Annotated in this window: 23 protein-coding genes; all 23 read left to right on the top strand. The window is 43.9% G+C overall.

The genetic code is table 11. The features are described 5' to 3' along the window. Window positions 1–8: 8 nt before the first annotated feature. The 23 genes from sdaAA to H4683_RS02745 all read left to right on the top strand — a co-directional run bounded on the left by sdaAA (window position 9) and on the right by H4683_RS02745 (window position 21,513). Window positions 9–917, top strand: coding sequence for an L-serine ammonia-lyase, iron-sulfur-dependent, subunit alpha (gene sdaAA, locus H4683_RS02855; protein ID WP_192597318.1), 909 nt, complete (start codon window positions 9–11; stop codon window positions 915–917). Beyond that, complete coding sequence (gene recG, locus H4683_RS02850) at window positions 898–2,946, top strand: ATP-dependent DNA helicase RecG (RefSeq protein ID WP_192597317.1); 2,049 nt, start codon at window positions 898–900, stop codon at window positions 2,944–2,946. The genes sdaAA and recG overlap by 20 nt, the downstream gene beginning before the upstream one ends. Then, on the top strand, window positions 2,943–3,281 hold the full coding sequence (locus H4683_RS02845) for a hypothetical protein (RefSeq protein ID WP_192597316.1): 339 nt from the start codon (window positions 2,943–2,945) through the stop codon (window positions 3,279–3,281). Before recG ends, H4683_RS02845 begins: the two co-directional genes overlap by 4 nt. Then, window positions 3,268–3,852, top strand: a complete 585-nt coding sequence (gene fapR, locus H4683_RS02840; RefSeq protein WP_192597315.1) for a transcription factor FapR — start codon at window positions 3,268–3,270, stop codon at window positions 3,850–3,852. The genes H4683_RS02845 and fapR overlap by 14 nt, the downstream gene beginning before the upstream one ends. After that, window positions 3,849–4,841 (top strand): phosphate acyltransferase PlsX, encoded by a 993-nt coding sequence (plsX, locus tag H4683_RS02835; protein WP_192597314.1) that lies wholly within the window; start codon window positions 3,849–3,851, stop codon window positions 4,839–4,841. Before fapR ends, plsX begins: the two co-directional genes overlap by 4 nt. Further along, window positions 4,838–5,785, top strand: coding sequence for an ACP S-malonyltransferase (gene fabD / locus H4683_RS02830; RefSeq protein ID WP_192597313.1), 948 nt, complete (start codon window positions 4,838–4,840; stop codon window positions 5,783–5,785). Before plsX ends, fabD begins: the two co-directional genes overlap by 4 nt. Continuing rightward, the gene (gene fabG / locus H4683_RS02825) at window positions 5,785–6,531 is read left to right on the top strand and encodes a 3-oxoacyl-[acyl-carrier-protein] reductase (RefSeq protein ID WP_192597312.1); all 747 of its coding nucleotides are present in this window, start codon (window positions 5,785–5,787) and stop codon (window positions 6,529–6,531) included. Before fabD ends, fabG begins: the two co-directional genes overlap by 1 nt. 371 nt (window positions 6,532–6,902) lie before the next feature. Beyond that, entirely contained in the window at window positions 6,903–7,139 is a 237-nt protein-coding gene (locus tag H4683_RS02820; RefSeq protein ID WP_192597311.1) for an acyl carrier protein, read from the top strand. Between the two features lie 184 nt (window positions 7,140–7,323). Continuing rightward, entirely contained in the window at window positions 7,324–8,091 is a 768-nt protein-coding gene (rnc, locus tag H4683_RS02815) for a ribonuclease III (protein ID WP_192597310.1), read from the top strand. Window positions 8,092–8,093: 2 nt separating this feature from the next. Then, window positions 8,094–11,651: a chromosome segregation protein SMC gene (gene smc, locus H4683_RS02810; protein ID WP_192597309.1), complete on the top strand. Its 3,558-nt coding sequence runs from the start codon at window positions 8,094–8,096 to the stop codon at window positions 11,649–11,651. Window positions 11,652–11,665: 14 nt separating this feature from the next. Next, on the top strand, window positions 11,666–12,667 hold the full coding sequence (gene ftsY / locus H4683_RS02805; RefSeq protein WP_192597308.1) for a signal recognition particle-docking protein FtsY: 1,002 nt from the start codon (window positions 11,666–11,668) through the stop codon (window positions 12,665–12,667). Between the two features lie 73 nt (window positions 12,668–12,740). Beyond that, entirely contained in the window at window positions 12,741–13,073 is a 333-nt protein-coding gene (locus H4683_RS02800) for a putative DNA-binding protein (protein ID WP_192597463.1), read from the top strand. A 12-nt stretch (window positions 13,074–13,085) separates the two neighbouring features. Then, on the top strand, window positions 13,086–14,441 hold the full coding sequence (gene ffh / locus H4683_RS02795; protein WP_192597307.1) for a signal recognition particle protein: 1,356 nt from the start codon (window positions 13,086–13,088) through the stop codon (window positions 14,439–14,441). 112 nt (window positions 14,442–14,553) lie between these two features. Continuing rightward, the gene (rpsP, locus tag H4683_RS02790; protein WP_192597306.1) at window positions 14,554–14,826 is read left to right on the top strand and encodes a 30S ribosomal protein S16; all 273 of its coding nucleotides are present in this window, start codon (window positions 14,554–14,556) and stop codon (window positions 14,824–14,826) included. A 15-nt stretch (window positions 14,827–14,841) separates the two neighbouring features. Next, the gene (locus H4683_RS02785) at window positions 14,842–15,075 is read left to right on the top strand and encodes a KH domain-containing protein (protein WP_192597305.1); all 234 of its coding nucleotides are present in this window, start codon (window positions 14,842–14,844) and stop codon (window positions 15,073–15,075) included. A gap of 61 nt (window positions 15,076–15,136) precedes the next feature. Beyond that, window positions 15,137–15,652, top strand: a complete 516-nt coding sequence (gene rimM, locus H4683_RS02780) for a ribosome maturation factor RimM (RefSeq protein WP_192597304.1) — start codon at window positions 15,137–15,139, stop codon at window positions 15,650–15,652. Next, window positions 15,652–16,389 (top strand): tRNA (guanosine(37)-N1)-methyltransferase TrmD, encoded by a 738-nt coding sequence (gene trmD, locus H4683_RS02775; protein ID WP_192597462.1) that lies wholly within the window; start codon window positions 15,652–15,654, stop codon window positions 16,387–16,389. Before rimM ends, trmD begins: the two co-directional genes overlap by 1 nt. Window positions 16,390–16,522: 133 nt before the next feature. Then, window positions 16,523–16,867: a 50S ribosomal protein L19 gene (gene rplS, locus H4683_RS02770; protein ID WP_192597303.1), complete on the top strand. Its 345-nt coding sequence runs from the start codon at window positions 16,523–16,525 to the stop codon at window positions 16,865–16,867. 99 nt (window positions 16,868–16,966) lie between these two features. Next, window positions 16,967–17,524 (top strand): signal peptidase I, encoded by a 558-nt coding sequence (gene lepB, locus H4683_RS02765; RefSeq protein WP_192597302.1) that lies wholly within the window; start codon window positions 16,967–16,969, stop codon window positions 17,522–17,524. Between the two features lie 17 nt (window positions 17,525–17,541). Beyond that, entirely contained in the window at window positions 17,542–18,405 is an 864-nt protein-coding gene (gene ylqF, locus H4683_RS02760; RefSeq protein WP_192597301.1) for a ribosome biogenesis GTPase YlqF, read from the top strand. A gap of 113 nt (window positions 18,406–18,518) precedes the next feature. Then, on the top strand, window positions 18,519–19,310 hold the full coding sequence (locus H4683_RS02755) for a ribonuclease HII (protein ID WP_338062378.1): 792 nt from the start codon (window positions 18,519–18,521) through the stop codon (window positions 19,308–19,310). Continuing rightward, window positions 19,307–21,226: a hypothetical protein gene (locus tag H4683_RS02750; protein ID WP_192597300.1), complete on the top strand. Its 1,920-nt coding sequence runs from the start codon at window positions 19,307–19,309 to the stop codon at window positions 21,224–21,226. The genes H4683_RS02755 and H4683_RS02750 overlap by 4 nt, the downstream gene beginning before the upstream one ends. After that, complete coding sequence (locus tag H4683_RS02745) at window positions 21,223–21,513, top strand: EscU/YscU/HrcU family type III secretion system export apparatus switch protein (RefSeq protein ID WP_192597299.1); 291 nt, start codon at window positions 21,223–21,225, stop codon at window positions 21,511–21,513. The genes H4683_RS02750 and H4683_RS02745 overlap by 4 nt, the downstream gene beginning before the upstream one ends. The last annotated feature ends 24 nt before the right edge of the window (window positions 21,514–21,537 follow it).

The following is a 21,537-nucleotide window of genomic DNA, read 5'->3' as shown; positions in this document are numbered from 1 at the left end:
GGAAATAGATGGAAGTTCTATTTAGGTCAGTTAAAGAGTTAGTGGCACTTGCTGAAGTGCAAAACAAGCCTATTTCAGAAATTATGATTGAACAGGAAATGCTCATGACGAAACGGTCAAGGGAAGATATTATCGCACAGATGGATAATAATTTAACTGTTATGGAAAACGCTGTTGAGAAAGGGCTTGAAGGGGTTTATTCGACCTCTGGCTTAACGGGTGGGGATGCAGTACTTCTTCAAAAATATATGGCGACAGGAAAGTCTCTTTGTGGGGATCTAGTCATAGATGCCATCAGTAAAGCGGTTGCGACGAATGAAGTGAATGCAGCGATGGGGACGATTTGTGCAACACCTACAGCAGGTGCTGCTGGAATTGTGCCGGGTACATTATTCGCGGTGAAAAATAAATTGAATCCGACACGTGAGCAAATGCTCAACTATTTATTTACCTCAGGCGCTTTCGGTTTCGTCGTTGCCAATAATGCATCGATTTCGGGTGCTGCTGGTGGATGTCAAGCGGAAACAGGATCAGCCGGTTCGATGGCGGCAGCAGCAATTGTCGAAATGGCGGGTGGAACGCCACAACAAAGTGCAGAAGCATTTTCTATTGTTATGAAAAATATGCTCGGTCTTGTCTGTGACCCGGTTGCTGGTCTCGTTGAAGTACCTTGTGTGAAGCGCAACGCAATGGGGGCGGCGAAAGCACTTGTAGGTGCGGATATGGCGCTTGCAGGGGTTGTCAGCCGTATTCCTACAGACGAAGTAATTGAAGCGATGCATAAAATAGGGCAGTCGATGCCTTCCGCTCTACGGGAAACTGCAAAAGGTGGATTGGCTGCTACACCGACTGGAAAAGCACTAGAAGCGAAAATTTTCGGCAAGGATAAAGTTGATAGTGACTCCGTCCATTCATGATTCCGTTACGACAATAAAAGGGATTGGAAAAGCAGCCGGTGAGCAACTTGTAGCACTAGGAATCGTCACAATTCAAGATCTTACCATGACATTTCCGTATCGTCATGAAGATTTCAGGTTAAAAGATTTAACAGAAACGCCACATAATGAACGGGTTACGATTGAAGGAAGGGTCGAAAGTGAGCCTTCCGTTCTTTTTTTAGGGAAAAATAGGTCGCGATTGCAAGTCCGTCTCCTAGCCGGAAGGCATCTTGTAAAGGCGGTCTTTTTTAATCAGCATTATTTGAAAGATCGTCTAGCACCTGGAATGATTGTTACTGTTACTGGCAAATGGGATCGGGGTAGGCAAGTAATCAATGTCAGCAATTTTAAAGACGGACCGAAAACGGAACAGGCTGATTTTGAGCCGGTGTATAGTTTGAAAGGTGTCATGCATCAAAAAACATTTCGACGTTTTATGCGGGCGGCATTGGATATCGTCGTTGGAAAGCATGAAGAAACACTTCCAACGGATATTCGTGAAATGTACCGTTTACCTGGAATTGGGGAAGCTTTTGAAATGGTTCATTTTCCGACAAGTCCTCAGGATGTTAAGCAGGCAAGAAGGCGTTTCGTTTATGAGGAACTGCTTTTATTCCAACTGAAAATGCTTGCAATGAAGAAAGCGCGAAAAGAAGTAGAAAAAGGTACGGCCATCGACTATGACTTAGTGAGAGTGAAGAACTTCATTGCTTCTCTGCCATTTGAATTAACGAATGCACAGAAAAGGGTTGTCAACGAATTATGCACAGAGTTAAAGAGTCCAATCCGGATGAACCGTCTGCTCCAAGGGGATGTTGGATCTGGAAAAACAGTCGTCGCAGCCATCGCTTTATATGCTGTTATTACGGCTGGTTTTCAAGGTGCGCTCATGGCCCCAACAGAAATTCTTGCAGAACAGCATGCTGTTTCCCTTGCTGGGTGGCTTGAGTCACAGGGTGTCACAGTTGCATTCTTGGCTGGATCGACAAAGGTGAAATTGAGAAGAAATCTTCTGGAACAACTGGAATCAGGTGAAATTGATTTGCTTATAGGAACGCATGCCCTTATCCAGCCTGATGTCATCTTCAAAAATCCAGGTCTTGTCATTACGGATGAACAGCATCGATTTGGTGTCGAACAAAGACGTATCCTTCGTGATAAAGGATTGAATCCTGACGTTCTGTTCATGACAGCGACTCCGATTCCGCGGACACTCGCGATTACGGCTTTCGGTGAGATGGATGTATCTATACTCGATGAGTTGCCTGCTGGGAGAAAGGTAATTGAGACGCATTGGTTGAAAGAGGATTCATTGCTACCGGTTCTGAAAAAAATGGAAAATGAACTATCGGCGGGACGCCAGGCTTATGTTATTTGTCCGCTGATTGAGGAATCCGACAAATTGGATGTTCAAAATGCGGTTGATGTCCACGGCCAGCTTTCCACTTATTTCAGTGGTAACTATACGGTAGGTCTAATGCATGGACGACTTCATGCAGATGATAAAGAGGCCATTATGCGGGATTTTAGTGAGGGTAAGATAAATGTCCTTGTTTCGACAACTGTCGTAGAAGTTGGTGTTAATGTGCCAAATGCGACGTTCATGCTCATTTATGATGCGACACGCTTTGGTCTTGCGCAGCTTCATCAGTTGAGGGGCCGTGTAGGAAGGGGAGCAGAGCAGTCGTATTGTGTCCTCCTAGCAGACCCAAAGACAGAAGAAGGAAAAGAACGGATGCAGATAATGACAGAAACGAATGACGGATTTGTGTTGGCGGAAAAGGATCTTGAACTTAGGGGTTCAGGAGATTTTTTTGGGAAGAAGCAAAGCGGAATGCCTGAGTTCAAAGTTGCAGATCTTGTTCATGATTATAGAGCGCTTGATACAGCAAGGAAAGATGCAGAAATATTGCTAGAATCAACCCGTTTTTATGAAGATCCCGAGTATGCGATTATTCGGGTGCAGCTTGAACAGTCGGGTGCGTTAAGTGGGGATAGGATCGATTGATAAAGTGCACCGCTTTGCCAATCCGTCTTATGTCTGCCACATTTAGACGGCGTCCTCCGCATTTCTATGCTGTCCAGCTCCAATGGCCAGATGCTTGGGTCATAAGCCGTACCGACCATGCGGCAAAGAACGCCGCCTTGCCGTTCCGTCTTATGCCTGTCGCGGGCCTACAGGAAGTAGGTCACGTAGCCATTGCCGCAGGACGCGGCGGGCTTAGGCTACGTTCATTTTCGGCCATTTTCGCATTTCTATGCTTGCATTCTTTTTTTTATCTTTATATACTAGTGTTAGTACCAAGTGCTAATCCGGAAGGTGAAACGATTGAGAATGCCTAAAAAGGAAAGGCAACGACTGCTTGGATTGTTGCTTGAAAAAAATCCGTTCCTAACAGATGAGGAAGTATCCGACCATTTTACTGTGAGTGTACAGACGATTCGATTGGATAGACTTGAATGTGGTATTCCCGAATTGAGGGAGCGCTTGAAATCTGTCGCATCGCGGACGATGAAGGAAGAAGTGAAGTCTCTTCATTCCGACGAGATTATCGGAGATATTGTTGACATCGAACTTGATAAGAGGGCTTTGTCTATATTTGACGTCACGGAAGATCATGTATTTCAACGGAACGGTATCGCTCGTGGGCATCATCTTTTCGCACAGGCGAATTCTCTTGCTGTCGCTGTCATGGATGATGATTTGGCTTTGACAGTGAAATCTACAATTCTCTTCTTGAAACCAGTCAGGGCAGGAGACAGAGTCGTAGCACGCGCCGATGTGAAAGAAGATAGCCTATTAAAAAAGAGGACATTAGTCGAAGTTGTCTCAAAAGTTGGCGACGAAACCGTGTTCACAGGAGAGTTTTATATGTACCGTATGACGGATACGCAGCAGGGGGAGTCAAATTGATAATAGCAGTAGATGGAATGGGTGGAGATCATGCACCCGCGGAAATAATTGCGGGTGCACTTGAAAGTCTCGCTGTATTCGATGACATATACATACATATTTATGGAGATGAGGCGGTGATGGCGCCTTATTTGAAAGAGCATGCAAGATTGAAAATTATTCATTGTACAGAGAAAATAGAGTCCGATGATGAGCCGGTGCGAGCAGTTCGGAGAAAAAAAGATGCTTCGATGGTCAGGATGGCTCAAGCGGTCAAAGATGGTGAAGCGGCGGCTTGTGTATCAGCTGGGAACACAGGCGCTCTCGTTTCAGCTGGTCTATTTATCGTCGGCAGAATGGAAGGGGTTGAACGTCCTGCACTTGCACCGACATTGCCAACAGTTGACGGGAAGGGGTTCGTCATGTTGGATGTCGGGGCGAATGTAGATTCAAAACCGTCTCAGCTTGGCCAATTTGCGGTTATGGGTAGCATTTATGCCGAAAAAGTAAGAGGTGTCGAAAATCCGCGTGTCGGCTTATTGAATATTGGAATGGAAGAAGGAAAAGGGAATGAATTGGCGAAAGCAGCTTATGATGTACTGTCAGAAGCGCCGGTCAATTTCATCGGCAATGTAGAATCACGTGATTTGTTGAATGGCATAGCAGATGTCGTTATTGCAGATGGTTTCACAGGTAATATGGTACTGAAGACGATTGAAGGGACAGCGCTTGCTTTCTTCTCCATGTTGAAAGAAGTGTACAGTGCTTCATTGAAATCGAAGCTTTCTGCTGTGCTTGTGAAGGATAATTTGCGTGGATTGAAGAAAAAGATGGATTACACGGAATATGGTGGTGCCGGGCTGTTCGGTTTGAATTCACCCGTCATTAAAGCGCACGGATCTTCAAATGCGAACGCAATCTTGAACGCACTTCGTCAGGCAAGAACAATGGTGCAATACGATGTATGTGGAACAATTCGTGAAACGATTGGAAAGGTGGAGACTAAATGACAAAAGTAGCGTTTGTTTTCCCAGGACAAGGATCGCAATTGGTGGGTATGGGGAAAGAGCTAATTGAGATACATGATGATAGTAAATACTTTTTTGATAAGGCTGATCGAGTGCTGGGCTACCAACTTGGCAAACTTATAACTGAAGGGCCGCAGGAAGAGTTGACATTGACTTATAACGCTCAGCCAGCGCTTCTGACAGTCGGGTCCATGATTGCGGACAGGTTGATTGAAGGAGGCATTTCACCTGACTATGCGGCGGGTCACAGTTTAGGTGAGTATACGGCGCTTGTTGTGTCGGGTGTCCTTTCATTCGAAGACGGTGTGTCTATCGTCCATCAGCGAGGATTATTCATGAATGAAGCAGTTCCGGCAGGTGAAGGGGCGATGGCGGCAATACTTGGCCTCGATGTAGAGAAATTGAAAGAAGTGACGGACATCATTACTGCGGATGGTTTTGCTGTCCAAATGGCGAACTTGAATTGTCCAGGTCAAATTGTCATTTCCGGAACGAAATTAGGTGTCGAGAAAGCTTGTGTCCAATTGAAAGAAGCGGGAGCTAAAAGGGCAATTCCCCTTGATGTGAGTGGTCCGTTCCATTCGTCACTCATGAAACCAGCGGCGGAGAAACTTGCTGCAGTTCTTGAATCTGTGGAGATGGAAGAAGCGGAAATTCCAGTTATCGCGAATGTCAATGCATCTGTTGTCGAGGATAGCAATGAAATAAAAGGATTGCTTATCGAACAGATCTATTCCCCTGTTCTATGGGAAGACTCCGTTCGGACATTACTTGAGCTAGGCGTCACTCATTTCATCGAATGTGGGCCTGGTAAAGTTCTTAGCGGGCTTATGAAAAAAATCGATAAAAATGCGACTGTATTCTCTGTCTACGATGAAGAAACATTGCAAGTAGTGATTGAAGCTTCGAAGAAAGGATGGTCATAATGGGCAGGTTTGAAGGGAAAGTGGCAATTGTCACCGGCGCTTCGCGTGGGATTGGTCGAGAAATCGCACTTCTTCTTGCAAAAGAAGGGGCACGCGTAGTGGTCAACTATAGCGGTAGCCAAGGGAAAGCGGAAGAAGTCGTCAAGATTATTATGGAATCGGGTGGAGAAGCATTTGCAATTCAGGCAGATGTGTCCAATGCAGACAGTGTGAAAATTATGGTTGATAAAACATTAAAAATGTTCGGTTCAATCGATTTGCTCGTCAATAATGCAGGTATTACGAAAGACAATCTACTCATGCGTATGAAAGAAGACGAGTGGGACGATGTCATTAATATCAATTTGAAAGGCGTCTTTCTTTGCACAAAAGCTGTAACACGCCAGATGATGAGGCAACGTGCAGGGAAGATTGTGAACGTCGCATCGATTGTCGGTGTATCTGGAAATCCTGGACAGGCGAATTACGTTGCTGCAAAAGCGGGTGTTATCGGGCTCACAAAGACTGTCGCAAAAGAGCTTGCTTCACGTAATATCAATGTTAATGCTGTCGCACCAGGCTTCATAACAACGGATATGACTGACGCATTGAATGAAGACATAAAGACCCAAATGTTAGCTGCTATCCCACTTGGTAAACTAGGCAGTCCTGAAGATGTAGCACGGACCGTCCTGTTTCTTTTATCTGATGATGCTGCTTATATTACAGGGCAGACAATCCATGTCGATGGTGGGATGGTAATGTAAGCGGCCAGATGCTCGGGTCATAAGCCATTTTGCCAATGCGGTAAAGTGCACCGCTTTGTCAATCTGTCTTATGCCTGTCACACCTAAGCGGCCGCTTTCGCTTTTCTTGTTTGTCCAGCTACAGCGGCCAGATGCTCGGGTCATAAGCCATTTTGCCAATGCGGTAAAGTGCACCGCTTTGTCAATCTGTCTTATGCCTGTCGCATCTAAGCGGCCGCTTTCGCTTTTCTTGTTTGTCCAGCTACAGCGGCCAGATGCTCGGGTCATAAGCCATTTTGCCAATGCGGTAAAGTGCACCGCTTTGTCAATCTGTCTTATGCCTGTCGCACCTAAGCGGCCGCTTTCGCTTTTCTTGAGAGGAGGTGACAAATTTGTCAACAGTACTTGAACGTGTAACGAAAGTGATTGTCGATCGCCTTGGCGTCGATGAAAGTGAAATTAAAATGGAAGCTTCTTTCCGTGATGATCTCGGCGCAGACTCTTTAGACGTCGTAGAACTTGTTATGGAATTAGAAGATGAATTCGATATGGAAATTTCTGATGATGACGCTGAAAAGATTGCGACTGTCGGAAACGCAGTTTCGTTTATCGAAACAAAAGTGAACTAATAAAGTATAAATCTGCCGAACTTAAGTGGAATTGAACTTTGTTGCATCGCACTTTAATGGACATTCCGGCTGAGACTCTTTCATCCTTTCTCCTGAAAGGATTGGAAGTGTCTCTTTTCGGTTTTGCACTAATCAGGCTAAAGAGGTAAAATTAAAAGCATTATGGACTGAAAGGCAGATTCGAATGATAAATAATAGACATAGTAATGAAAAAAACGCACGCTCAACTCTTCCGCTAGTAATTCGTAACCAATTCGATGAACTGCAAAAAAGATTGGGGATTCATTTCAATAATACTTCACTTCTTTACAACGCATTCACTCATTCATCCTATGTGAATGAGCATCGAAGAAAAAAGTTCACTGATAATGAAAGGCTTGAATTTCTAGGAGATGCAGTGCTCGAACTTGGTGTTTCACGGTTTCTTTATGCCACAGAGCCTAATATGGCCGAAGGAGAACTTACGAAATTGAGAGCGGCAATTGTCTGTGAACCTTCTCTTGTGAAGTTCTCCAATGAACTCGAATTTGGGAACTATATCCTGCTAGGAAAAGGTGAAGAACAGACAGGTGGACGAATGCGCCCTGCCCTTTTAGCAGATGTTTTTGAGGCGTTCCTTGGTGCGCTGTACATAGATCAAGGAATGGAGTCGGTGACGCCGTTTCTTGAGACCATTGTATTCCCGAAAATTAGTGTCGGTGCTTTTTCGCATGTGATGGATTACAAAAGTCGCTTGCAGGAAATTGTCCAACAAAAAAATAATGGCCAGCTCCAGTATGAAATTATTGAGGAAAAGGGTCCTGCCCATGCTAAAAAGTTCGTCACGATTGTCCGTCTGGGTGAAACGCAACTTGGTACAGGGCTCGGTAGATCGAAAAAAGAAGCTGAACAGGAAGCAGCCCGCCATGCGATTCAAGAACTCGGGAATCGGCAGGCTGAAGGGGAGAACTGATTGTGTTTCTTAAAAGACTTGAAATCATGGGATTCAAATCGTTTGCAGAACGGATTGTGATGGATTTTGTCCCAGGTGTAACTGCAGTTGTTGGGCCAAATGGTAGTGGAAAAAGTAATATTACGGACGCGATTCGTTGGGTTCTCGGTGAACAGTCGGCGAAATCACTCCGGGGTTCGAAGATGGAAGATGTCATATTTGCAGGAAGTGATTCGAGGAAACCTCTCAATTTTGCAGAAGTGACGTTGATTCTTGATAATACGAAAGGGCTTTTTCCGCTCGATTACACTGAAATAAGTGTCAGTAGACGTGTGTTTCGTTCAGGAGAAAGTACCTATCTTTTAAATGGTCAACAATGCCGATTAAAAGACATTAACGATATTTTTATGGATTCGGGACTTGGAAAAGAGGCATTTTCCATTATTTCGCAAGGACGGGTCGATGAAATATTGAATAGCCGACCGGAAGATAGACGGAGTATTTTTGATGAAGCGGCTGGGGTTCTAAAGTATAAGATGAGGAAAAAGAAAGCGGAGCATAAACTAGTTGAAACGGAAGATAATCTTGATCGTGTACTTGACATTTTGAAGGAACTCGATTCGAGGATTGGCCCTCTTCAAAAAAGTGCGGAAGTGGCTGAAAAACATGAGGTCCTGTCTGAAGAGACTCGAGAAGCCGATGTGTTACTCCTCAACTATGATGCTAGAAAACTCCGCGATGAAATCCAGGGGAAATCCGAAGAGGTCAAAAAAAATCGGCAAGATAAGGAATTGCTTGAAACCGAAATAAGGAAAGCTGAAGAAGAGTCCGAATCAGTCAAGAAAGAACTAGTAGAAATAGATGAAAAACTGGACATATTGCAAAAAGAATTGATAGAGGCGAGCTCTGATACCGAGAAGTGGGAAGGTAGACGTCTTTTATCTCTTGAAAAACGACGGAATGTAAATCAGCAGATTGAAAGAATTAAAGTTGAACTAACCGCCACGGAAAAAGAAAAACTGAGTCTTTCATTAAAACTTGGAACAATACGTAAAAAAAGCGATTTGTCCGAAATAGAGTATGAAAAAATAACTATTGAAATGGATGGTATTTCCCGAATTTTGAAAAAATCTGTTAAAGAGACAGAAAAGGAAATTGAGGAATTAAAATCTGTATATATCGATCGATTGAATGAGGAAGCGACACTCCGTAATGATTTGAAGCATATTGAGGAACGTCTTGAAGATGAAAAATCTTCATCCGAAAAGATAGGGCAACAAACATCTATTTTGAGAAAGAAATTTGACGAGTTAACTGAAGAAAAGTCTGTAAAAGAAGAATTATTATTCGTATTGAAGCACCAATTGACAGAAGCGAATACGACTTACCGTCAATCGGCACGAGCGTTAAGAACTGTCGAAGAGGAACTCGATTTACAGCAGGAACTGATACAAAAAGCACTTAACAAGCAACATGAAATGCAAGGACGTATGCGAGCGCTTGAAAGTATGGAGGCAGATTTCTCAGGTTTTTATTCAGGCGTGAAGGAGGTCCTTGTCGCAAAAAAATCAGGTAAGTTAACCGGTATAGACGGGGCTGTTGCGGAACTCATATCTGTCGAAAAGGACTATGTTAAAGCTGTTGAGGCGGCATTAGGTGGTGCGATGCAACATATTGTGACATCTACCGAAGTGGAAGCAAGAAAGGCAATCGCTTATTTGAAATCGAAAAATGCGGGACGCGCGACTTTCCTTCCAAGAGATGTGATGAAATCTAGGAAACTTCAACCGACCTCTATTCGTGAGGTTGAACAACATCCGGAATTTATCGGAACTGCTGATGGACTCGTGGAAACGGATGCGGCATATACGAATATCACTGAAAACTTGCTTGGCAATACAATCGTTGCAAAAACGCTTTCTGGTGCATCTGCGATTGCAAAAATAGTAGGGTATCGTTTTCGTGTCGTGACAATCGATGGGGATATTGTGAATGCCGGGGGTTCACTTACTGGAGGGGGAGTGAAGGGGCAAGCATCCGTCTTCACGAGAAAAGCAGAACTTGATACGTTGAAAATGCAACTAATTCGGATGACTGATTCGATTGAATTAGCCGAAAAGAAAATTGGCGATACAAAAATGGGTGTTGCGAAGCAGTTGCAGGAATCGGAGCAGTTTCGTAAATTGACGGATAATCTTCAAATCGAAATTGCTGCGGAGGAATCTAGGATTCGTGAAACCGATATTTCAATCAGATCGGTTGAAGCTGAACTTGCATCGACTGAAATAGGGAGACGTGGTGCTGAAAATTCCGGCTCGGAACTATTGGAAAAGAAAACGATGTTACAAGAAAAGCATGCGAATGTGAAAAGTGAGCTGGAAACGATTCAGTCGGAAGTGGAAAAACTTGAACGTCTTGCTATCAATCGAAGGAACGAAGAAGCGACTCTTACAGGCCGCTACAACGGACTACGTGAACAGGTAGCAGTCCTACGTGAACAAAAAGCCCACCAACAATTATCGATTGATGAAATGGAACGTGCATCCGAACAAGCTGAACATAAAAATTCTTCATTGCAGGATGAACTACGGTTTCTCGCCGGAGATGAAGAGGGCCGTGATTTGACCACAGAACAAATCACGGTACGAATCGAACAGGCATCTGCTGATAAAAAAACGCTTGAGCAAGGGATTGTGTTAAGGAGAGAAACCCGTACAGTTCTTGCATCCCGACTTGAAGAAAAAAGTTCATTCCTCCGTAAACTTAGAGAAAGTGCTGGGGAAGCGGTCAGCACGCTGAATACAGTGAATGTTTCAGTATCGCGCCTTGAAGTGAAATATGAGGCAATCACTCAACGGTTAGTAAATGATTATGGCTTGTACGCGGATATGATTATAGCAGATCATTTTGATGAACAGCTAACACGGGAAAAAGTCGAATTACTAAAACGCGAATTGTCAGCATTAGGACCTGTGAATCCAGGGGCGATTGTAGAGTTTACGGAAGTGTCGGAACGCCATCTATTCCTGACTGAACAGCTTAATGATTTGATTAAGGCGAAAAACACGTTGAATGAAGCGATGTCTGAGATGGATGTGGAGATGACGACGCGCTTTTCGACAACATTCGGCGCTATCCAAAACCGTTTCCGCAATGTGTTTAAGGTAATGTTTGGCGGTGGGGATGCAGATCTGATTCTCACTCAACCTGCAGATTTACTTGAAACGGGTGTGGAAATTGTCGCGCGTCCACCTGGAAAGAAATTGCAAAATTTGAGTCTTCTATCGGGTGGTGAACGAGCGTTGACGGCAATTGCTTTGTTGTTCTCGATTATCGAAGTCAGACCTGTGCCATTCTGTATACTGGATGAAGTCGAGGCGGCCCTAGACGAAGCGAATGTCATACGCTACAGTAACTATTTGAAAAAGTTCTCGGAGAAGACGCAATTCATCGTCATCACACATCGGAAAGGGACGATGGAAGGGTCAGACGTGCTCTATGGAATTACGATGCAGGAATCAGGCGTCTCTAGACTTGTTTCAGTCAAACTATCCGAGGTACCAGAAGAAGCGATTATGTAAAGGAGTGGTGAGCATTGTCTTTTTTAAAAAAGTTGAAAGAGAAAATAACAGGAACGAATGAATCGGTGACGGAGAAGTTTAAAGAAGGCTTGTCGAAAACTCGTAATCAGTTCACGTCGAGAGTGAATGACCTTGTGGCACGCTTCCGCGAAGTCGACGAAGAGTTTTTTGAAGAACTGGAGGAACTGTTACTTCAGGCGGATGTCGGTTTCGAAACGGTAATGGAATTGATTGATCAACTAAAGCTTGAGGTGCAACGTAAAAATATCAAAGATACAGCTGGCATCCAATCGGTCATTTCTGAAAAACTTGTAGAAATCTATAAAGCGGGCGAGGAGCTAGATAACAATCTTAATATCCAAGAAGACGGTTTGACCGTCGTATTGCTGGTTGGGGTTAACGGTGTCGGTAAGACGACAACAATTGGTAAACTCGCAGCACGACTAACGGCGGAAGGAAAAACAGTCATGTTGGCAGCAGGGGATACATTCCGTGCTGGCGCCATCGATCAACTTGTCGTCTGGGGCGAACGTGCTGGAGTGGAAGTCATCCGTCAATCGGAAGGTTCCGATCCTGCCGCAGTCATGTATGATGCAATACGTGCTGCAAAAAATCGCAAGGTGGATGTACTCATTTGTGACACTGCTGGAAGGCTTCAAAATAAAGTGAATTTGATGAAAGAACTCGAAAAAGTTCATCGGGTTATCAGTAAGGAAGTTGAAGGTGCGCCGCATGAGGTTCTTCTTACCCTTGATGCAACGACGGGTCAGAATGCATTGGTTCAGGCACAGACATTCAAAGATGCCACAAACGTCACGGGGATTGTCTTGACGAAACTTGACGGGACTGCAAAAGGTGGTATCGTACTGGCGATTCGCAGTAAATTGAATATTCCTGTCAAATTTGTCGGTCTTGGAGAAGGCGTGGATGACCTGCAACCGTTCGATCCTGAGAAGTATGTATACGGACTTTTCGCGGATGGACTAGAACAGGAAGAGAACGATACAGACAAGTAATTTTGCTTGACGGTACATAGCCGTCAGACTATGATATTAGGGGAAGAAACAAGTGGAGGAGGCAAGACATATGGTGCTTGCAAAAACGACACGCATTAACTTCCTCTTTGATTTTTATCAGTCGCTATTGACTGACAAGCAGAGACTTTACATGCAGTTATATTACTTGGAAGACCTATCGCTCGGAGAAATCGCGGGGGAGTATGGTGTATCCCGTCAGGCCGTCTATGATAATGTTCGCCGGACGGAAGCGATGCTTGAAGACTATGAAGAAAAATTGAATCTGTTTTCGAAGTTCCAGAATCGAATTGAAATTGTCGATCAGCTTGAACAGCTCATAACAGACACGGATACACGATCGGAAGCATTAAGGAAACTGTTGAGCACATTAAAAGATCATGAGTAGGAGGTTCTATGCATGGCATTTGAAGGATTAGCCCAGCGCCTGCAAGGGACGATTCAGAAAATCACGGGCAAAGGGAAAATCAGTGAAGCAGACGTCAAGGAAATGATGAGAGAAGTACGTTTTGCACTAATCGAGGCGGATGTTAACTTAAAAGTTGTGAAAGAATTTGTCAAAACGGTAAGTGAACGGGCTATCGGCCAAGACGTCATGAAAAGTCTTACTCCCGGTCAACAAGTCGTAAAAATTGTTAAAGATGAACTAACGAACTTGATGGGCGGAGAACAGAATCCAATTCAGTTTTCAAGAAAACCACCAACCGTCATCATGATGGTTGGACTTCAAGGTGCAGGGAAAACGACCACAACAGGGAAATTAGCAACAGTCTTACGGAAACGGCATAATAAAAACCCGTTACTCGTTGCGGCAGACGTCTACCGACCAGCTGCAATCCAACAGCTAGAAACACTAGGGAAGCAGTTGACAGTACCCGTATTTGCACTTGGAACGGATGTATCTCCCGTTGAAATCGTTCGCCAAGCACTAGAAGAAGCAGAAAAAGAGCATCATGATGTCGTCATCATTGATACAGCGGGAAGGTTACATGTCGATGAAGAACTGATGCAAGAACTAAAAGATATCCGCGAACTCTCAAAACCAGAAGAAGTATTCCTTGTTGTCGATGCGATGACGGGACAGGACGCGGTGAATGTCGCGCAAAGTTTTGACGAAACAGTTGGGGTTACAGGCATCGTTCTCACGAAACTGGATGGGGATACACGGGGCGGAGCAGCTCTTTCTATCCGTTCAGTTACTGGCAAACCGATTAAGTTTGTCGGAATGGGCGAGAAGATGGATGCACTCGAACCGTTTCATCCAGAGCGTATGGCTTCTCGTATTCTTGGTATGGGAGATGTCATGTCACTTATCGAAAAAGCCCAGGAGAATGTTGATGAGGAGAAAGTGAAAGAGCTTGAACTGAAGTTCCGTACCCAATCTTTCACGCTTGACGACTTCCTAGATCAGCTTCAACAAGTGAAAAAGATGGGGCCACTCGAGGAACTTCTAAAAATGATGCCGGGTGCCGGTAAAATCAAGGGCCTCGAGAATGCCAAAGTCGATGAAGGGCAGATGGGGCGCGTAGAAGCCGTTATCCATTCAATGACTAAGCAAGAGCGTATCACCCCTGATATCATCAATGCGAACCGTCGTAAACGGATTGCCAAAGGGTCTGGGACGTCTATCCAAGATGTGAACCGACTGTTGAAGCAATTTGAAGATATGAAGAAGATGGTCAAGCAGATGACAGGCATGCAACAAAAAGGTAAAAAGAAAATGAAGATGCCTGGATTCGATTCGTTTTTCAAATGAAAAGGCTGATTCTGCAAAGAAATTTATGGTGTTAAGAAAAAACACTTTACAAACATGAGAAAGCTTGATAATATACTATCTTGTGTGAAACTATTCGGAGGTGCAAGAAAAAATGTCAGTAAAAATTCGTCTTAAACGTATGGGAGCAAAGAAAAGTCCTTTCTATCGTATTGTTGTTGCAGATTCACGTTCACCACGTGATGGTCGTCAAATCGAAACAGTTGGAACTTACAACCCGCTAACAAAACCAGCGGAAGTGAAAATCAACGAAGAAGCTGCACTAAAATGGCTTCAAAACGGTGCGAAACCATCTGATACAGTCCGTAACCTGTTTTCTGACCAAGGCATCATGGAGAAATTCCATAACGCTAAACACGGTAAATAATCAGGAGGGGTGTCCATGAAGCAGCTGATTGAAACAATCGTCAAACCGTTAGTCGATTATCCCGGGGATGTCCGGGTTGCAATGGATGAGCACGATAATCGTATCATCTACAAACTATCAGTGAATCCCGATGATATGGGAAAAGTGATCGGAAAGCAGGGACGTGTAGCGAAAGCGATACGTACTATTGTTTATTCAGCAGCAGGAAGTCACCACGGCAAAAAGGTTTCAATCGACATTATAGATTGATATGGAGAAGGAAGGAGCAAATGTTCCTTCCTTTTTTGTCTAAATAAAGGAGGTAAAGCATATGAACTGGTTTAATGTAGGCACCATCGTCAATACACATGGTATCCGGGGAGAAGTTCGTGTTATTTCACGCACTCATTTCCCAGAAGAACGCTATACGGTAGGGAATAAACTTGCCCTCTTCATGCCGGAGAGTAAAGCCCCGATTTATCTTACTGTCGCAAGTCATCGCCAGCATAAGACTTTCGATTTGCTAACATTCGAAAACCATCCGAATCTAAATGATGTAGAGAAGTATCGAAACGGTATTTTTAAAATTTCTGAGGATAAATTGGGTGAACTGGATGAAGGTGAGTTCTACTATCATGAGATTATTGGTTGCGCAGTTGTAACGACTGGAGGCATTGATATCGGCAAAGTAACGGAGATTCTTGAAACCGGTGCGAATGATGTTTGGACAGTAACGCCTGAAAAGGGGAAACCACAGTATATCCCGTATATCGATGAAATTGTCATAGAGGTCGATATCGACAACAAAAGAATCGTCATTGATCCGATGGAAGGACTTCTTTCATGATGAGAATCGATGTCCTATCGTTATTTCCTGAAATGTTCGAAGGCGTCCTTCATTCATCAATCATGAAAAAAGCACAGACGAACGGAGCGGTATCTTTTGAAGTGACTGATTTTCGTGAGTACTCTACGGATAAGCACCACAAAGTCGACGATTATCCATACGGCGGTGGTGCCGGTATGGTACTCAAGCCCCAACCGTTATTCGCTGCTGTTGAAGCGTTATCTGAAGGGTTGGAAAAACTGCCTCGAGTCATTTTAATGTGTCCACAAGGGGAGAAGTTCACCCAAAAGAAAGCGGAAGAATTTGCGGCGGATGAACATCTTGTATTCATTTGCGGACATTATGAGGGCTATGATGAGCGCATTCGTCAACATCTCGTCACCGATGAATTGTCTATCGGTGATTTTGTTCTGACTGGCGGAGAAATAGCTGCGATGGCTATCATCGACAGTGTCGTCCGGTTATTACCGAATGTGCTTGGCAATGTGGATTCTCCTGTGCTCGATTCGTTTTCGACTGGCTTACTCGAACATCCCCAATATACCAGACCTGCCAATTTCAATGGGTTAGAAGTTCCTGAAGTGCTGTTGTCCGGAAATCATGCGAAAATCGACAAATGGCGAGAAGAACAATCCCTTCTCCGAACATTTGAACGGAGAAAGGACCTGTTACAAGACGCGCCGCTTACAGAGCATCAACAGAAATTTCTTGTACAATTAAAACGTGAAAAAAAGTAAATAGAACAACTTGCATCCAATTGCGCTTTGTGATACTATCTACTATGTACTTCTATGTGAAGTACATACTGACTGGTGTTCCGCTGCAAAGGCAGGAAGTGCATGAACATCTGTGGATAAGGAGAGATAAATAATGCAAAATCTTATTGCAGCAATTACGAAAGATCAGCTTCGTGAAGATCATCCATCATTCCGTGCGGGAGATACAGTCCGTTTGCACGTGAAAATTGTAGAGGGAACGCGTGAGCGTATCCAACTATTTGAAGGTGTCGTCATCAAACGTCGTGGAGGCGGAATCAGTGAAACATTCACAGTCCGTAAAATCTCAAACGGTGTAGGCGTTGAGCGTACATTCCCTGTACACACACCAAAAATCGTGACACTTGAAGTAATACGCCGTGGTAAAGTACGTCGTGCGAAATTGTACTATCTTCGCAATCTACGTGGAAAAGCCGCACGTATTAAAGAAATCCGATAAAACAAAGACTAGGGGGCCATTAATACGGTCTCCTTTCTTTTTGCCTGAAATATGAATAGACTGTACAATAGTGAGAGTAGCATGCGGGAGGCTTTTGTGATGAATGAAAAAAAGAAGAAAAATGAAACATGGGAATGGATGAAGGCGCTATTGATTGCATTTGGACTTGCAGCGATTATTCGTGTGTTCCTATTTACACCGATTGTCGTCGATGGTGTATCCATGATGCCAACACTGGAGAACGGTGATTGGATGGTAGTTAATAAGATTGGGTACACAATTGGAGAACCGAAACGATTCGATATCGTCGTATTCCACGCACCAGAACAGAAAGATTACATCAAGCGGGTCATCGGCCTTCCTGGTGACGAGGTTGAGTATCGGGATGATGTGTTGTTTATAAACGGAAAGCCGTACGATGAACCTTATCTTGATGCATACAAAGCGGAAATTGCAGATAGTCCATTGACTGAGAATTTCACGCTTGAAGGGAAGATTCAAAGTAAAACGGTCCCTGAAGGTCATGTATTTGTCATGGGGGACAACAGAAGAAAAAGTAAGGATTCAAGACTTATTGGCGCCGTATCAATCGATGAAATTATCGGTAATACAAAAATTGTATTCTGGCCAATCAAAGATTTCGGAATCGTCAACTGATAAAAGGGGATGAAAGTATGACAATTCAATGGTTTCCAGGGCATATGGCTAAAGCGCGGCGAGAAGTGACGGAGCAGTTGAAACTTGTTGACATCGTTTTTGAACTGGTCGATGCAAGACTTCCGCTTTCATCCAGAAATCCAATGATTGATGAAGTCATTCATCAAAAACCGCGACTTCTTATATTGAACAAGATGGATCTTGCCGATGATACTGAAACTGCAAGATGGATTAACTATTTTGAAACACAGGGAATCCGTGCAGTAGCAATCGATTCATTCGAAGGAAAAGGTCTTCAGACAGTCACGAAAGTCGCAAAAGAGATCTTGGAACCGAAATTGGAAAGGATGCGGAAGAGAGGTATCCGACCAGGAGCAATCCGTGCGATGATTGTAGGTATTCCGAATGTCGGAAAATCGACACTTATTAACCGGCTCGCAAGAAAAAATATTGCGAAAACGGGTAATAAACCGGGCGTTACAAAAGCTCAACAATGGATTAAATTTGAAAAAGAACTCGAATTGCTCGATACGCCAGGTATCCTATGGCCTAAATTTGAAGATAAAGAAGTAGGGTATAAACTTGCACTGACAGGCGCTATCAAAGATTCGATTGTTAATATGGAGGATTTAGCGGTGTACGGCCTCCGTTTTCTTGAATTGAATTACCCTAAACGACTCACAGAACGATATGGACTGAAGGCCGTGGGTGAAGATATCCTACCTATTTTCAATCAAATCGGTTTACTTCGTAAAGTGTATTCAACAGGTGGAGAAGTGGATTATGACAAAGTGGCGGAGCTAATTGTTCGGGATATACGAAATGAATATCTTGGAAAATTAACATTTGACTTCACATCACAACAAATACAAAATGATTAGGTTGATGCCGATTCGGAATTTTTCCGCGGCAATCGGCCTTTCTTTTATTTTTTTGTCGAAAAGTGGTATGAATTGCCGATATAATAGAAAAGTAAAATAGCTGCTTCTGGAAGGTGATTCAAATAAAGACAGTCAAAGACATAGTGGAGATGTTGCAAACGGTTGAAGAACCTGGGCCTTGGTTGGAAAAACTAGAGACCGATCATAGGACAGGAGTGAAAAATGCACTTATACGTTGGCGACGACAGTATGATAAAAGGAAAGCGATAGAGAAAGCTCATATGACGAAAAGGGCGTTTGATATATCGCATGCGCCGTTTGAGGGAGCGATGGTTGCAGGGGTGGATGAAGCCGGCAGAGGACCGTTAGCTGGCCCTGTAGTCACTGCAGCGGTCATTTTACCACAAAAAACACCTGGTCTTATCGGGCTTGATGATTCAAAGAACATCCCAAAGGCTGAACGGGAACGATTGGCCAAAGAGATTCGTAATGTCGCAATTGCCTATTCGGCGCACATTCAAACAGTAGAAAAAATCGATGAGTTGAATATCTATGCCGCGACACGAGACTCGATGGAACAAGTGGTTAAAGCGCTATCAGTCCGACCGGATTTTGTCATTGTGGACGCGATGGTTCTTGATACAGATTGTCCGACAGAGTCTGTTGTGAAAGGTGATGCGAAAAGCTTGGCAGTCGCGGCGGCATCTATCATCGCAAAAACGACGAGAGATGCCCTGATGGATGAATTACATATCGACTTCCCTGTTTATAACTTCAAACAAAATGCAGGATACGGAACAGCCGAGCACGTGAAAGCGTTACAGAAATACGGACCATGTGAACATCATCGAACAAGTTTCGAACCTGTTAAATCGATGGTGGCAGAAAGGGGAAGGGACAATTGAGTTTTCCAACAATGGCACCACTGACCGGACAAGCAATAGTTAACGCTGCCCAAAACAGACCACTCATTTTGAATGAAGGCCAGATGTTCCATGGCCAGATCAAACAACTTTTTCCAGGACAAATGGCTGAGGTGCAAATCGGCGGACAGAAGATGGTGGCAAAACTTGAAGTTCCGATGAAAGTGGGCGAGTCCTATTATTTTCAAGTGAATGCAATCAAGCCGGAACTTCAATTGAAAATCATATCAGGACCGTTGCAGGCGACGGAAGGGCAGGCTCGTCAACTAAATGGTCTGATGGATGCGATGCAATTGCCGAAAACACCTGAAATGCAGGCATTACTCTCATTTGTCATGCGAAATAAGATTCCGATGACGAGGGAAAACTTGCTAGAAGCGGAAAGTCTTTTGAAAAGTGTTCCGGCCGCCATGCGTAATGAAGCTCTTATGTCAATTCAAAGGCTGGCCGAATTGAAATTGCCGTTCACTGAAAATCTATTCCGTTCACTACTCGGTGTCGAAACGAAAGAAGGATTGCACAATGTGTTGGCATCACTGAAAAGTGCATTGCTCGCCGATACCTCCTTATCGCCCCAAGTTAGAAATATGATTCTGTCCGTATTGGAGAATATGGCCAAACCTTTTGCGCAGGCGACGGGATCGACGCTTCTTAGTCATTCTCTCTTGGCACTTCTTGATAGCGCCGAAACACCAGCGAGCAGGTTTACAATACTGCAAATGTTGAAAGAAGCAGGTGTATTACCGGATCGAACCTCACTAGCAAACTTGCAACAAGTGCTCACTTCACTACTCACAAATGATAGTGTTGGTCGTCCTGAAAATCTAGCTTCATCACAGCAAACTACACAAACAGGACAATCAATGCAACAAATTTTGAACAATCTTAGACAAATAAGTACTAATCCTCAACCTTTAGCCAATGTCCCATTGGAAGGACTGAAAGCATCCATCATGGCCGAAACAGGCATGAATTCGCAACAAAAAGCCGAGCTTATTGCAATTATTGATCGTGCAATAGGTTCCCCGCAGAATACAGAAACAACAGCAGGACTTGTCCGGGACATCGGACAGGCAATCATCCGAATGAATGCTCAGAATGTACTTGCGACACCGTTCCAGACAACCGAAGGTCCAAAAGAGCAAATGTTGTCCATGCTAGGGCATCAAGGGGCGGGTAATTTGACAACATTCCAAAAATTGGCGGAACACTCTGATAATCCGGTAATCCAGAAAATGATGCAATCGACAGAAGCAGCAGTTGCCGCAGCTGTTGATGGTAGGGCTATGAAAGAAGCCTTGCAAACAGTTATTCGATCATTGGGGTTTAATTATGAAGCGGGACTTCTTAGTAAAGAATCCGATTTCGGACGTCTTGCGGAAGCGTTGAAGCCACAATTGCTAGCGCTCATACAAGATCCCAGCATTTCTTCTGCGTTACGTGTAGCGGCTGAAACGGTTGTCATGAGAATGAACGGACCGCTACTCCAATCAGGAGAAAATGGCGTTCAACATCAGCTCGTTATGCAAGTTCCGCTTGAATTTTTTGGAAAACGCATCGATGCGACATTGCAATGGAATGGTCGTATGAAAGAGGATGGTAAAATCGATCCGGACTTTGCGCGGATTCTTTTTTACCTTGAACTCGAGTCAATTGAAAAAACAATCATTGATATGCAAGTTCAAAATCGGGTCGTATCGGTCACTGTTTTTAATGCGGATGACACACTGAAAATTGTCGGGGGACAACTTCAACAAAAATTAAAAGAAGGACTTGACTCAGCTGGATATAAACTATCGGGTGTTTTCTATAAGCAATTCGAAGAGGAAAAGAAAGAAGTATTGAAAAAGAAAAAGGGGTTGAAAACAGACGGACAAGGAGTTGATTTCCTCATATGAACGATAAACGACATATCCGAAAAGAAGCGGTCGCCCTTTCTTACGAGCCTAATTTAGCCGAAGCCCCGAAAGTAGTGGCAAAAGGGAAAGGGAAAATCGCAGAAAATATTTTGGAAAAAGCGAGAGCAAATGATGTTCCAATCCAAGAAGATCCAAGTCTTGTAGAAATATTAGGGCAGCTGAATTTGAACGAGTCAATTCCCGACGAGTTGTACAAGGCAGTATCGGAGGTTTTTGCATACATTTACCAACTTGATCGAGAGCATGGACTGAAAAAGAGATTATAGACTTGACTTTTTTTCGACAAATTT

This window comes from Sporosarcina limicola (genome assembly GCF_014873855.1).
GTDB classification, from domain to species: domain Bacteria; phylum Bacillota; class Bacilli; order Bacillales_A; family Planococcaceae; genus Sporosarcina; species Sporosarcina limicola.
The sequence above is the reverse complement of the archived record's forward strand: the minus strand, read 5'-3'. Positions and strand labels throughout refer to the sequence as shown.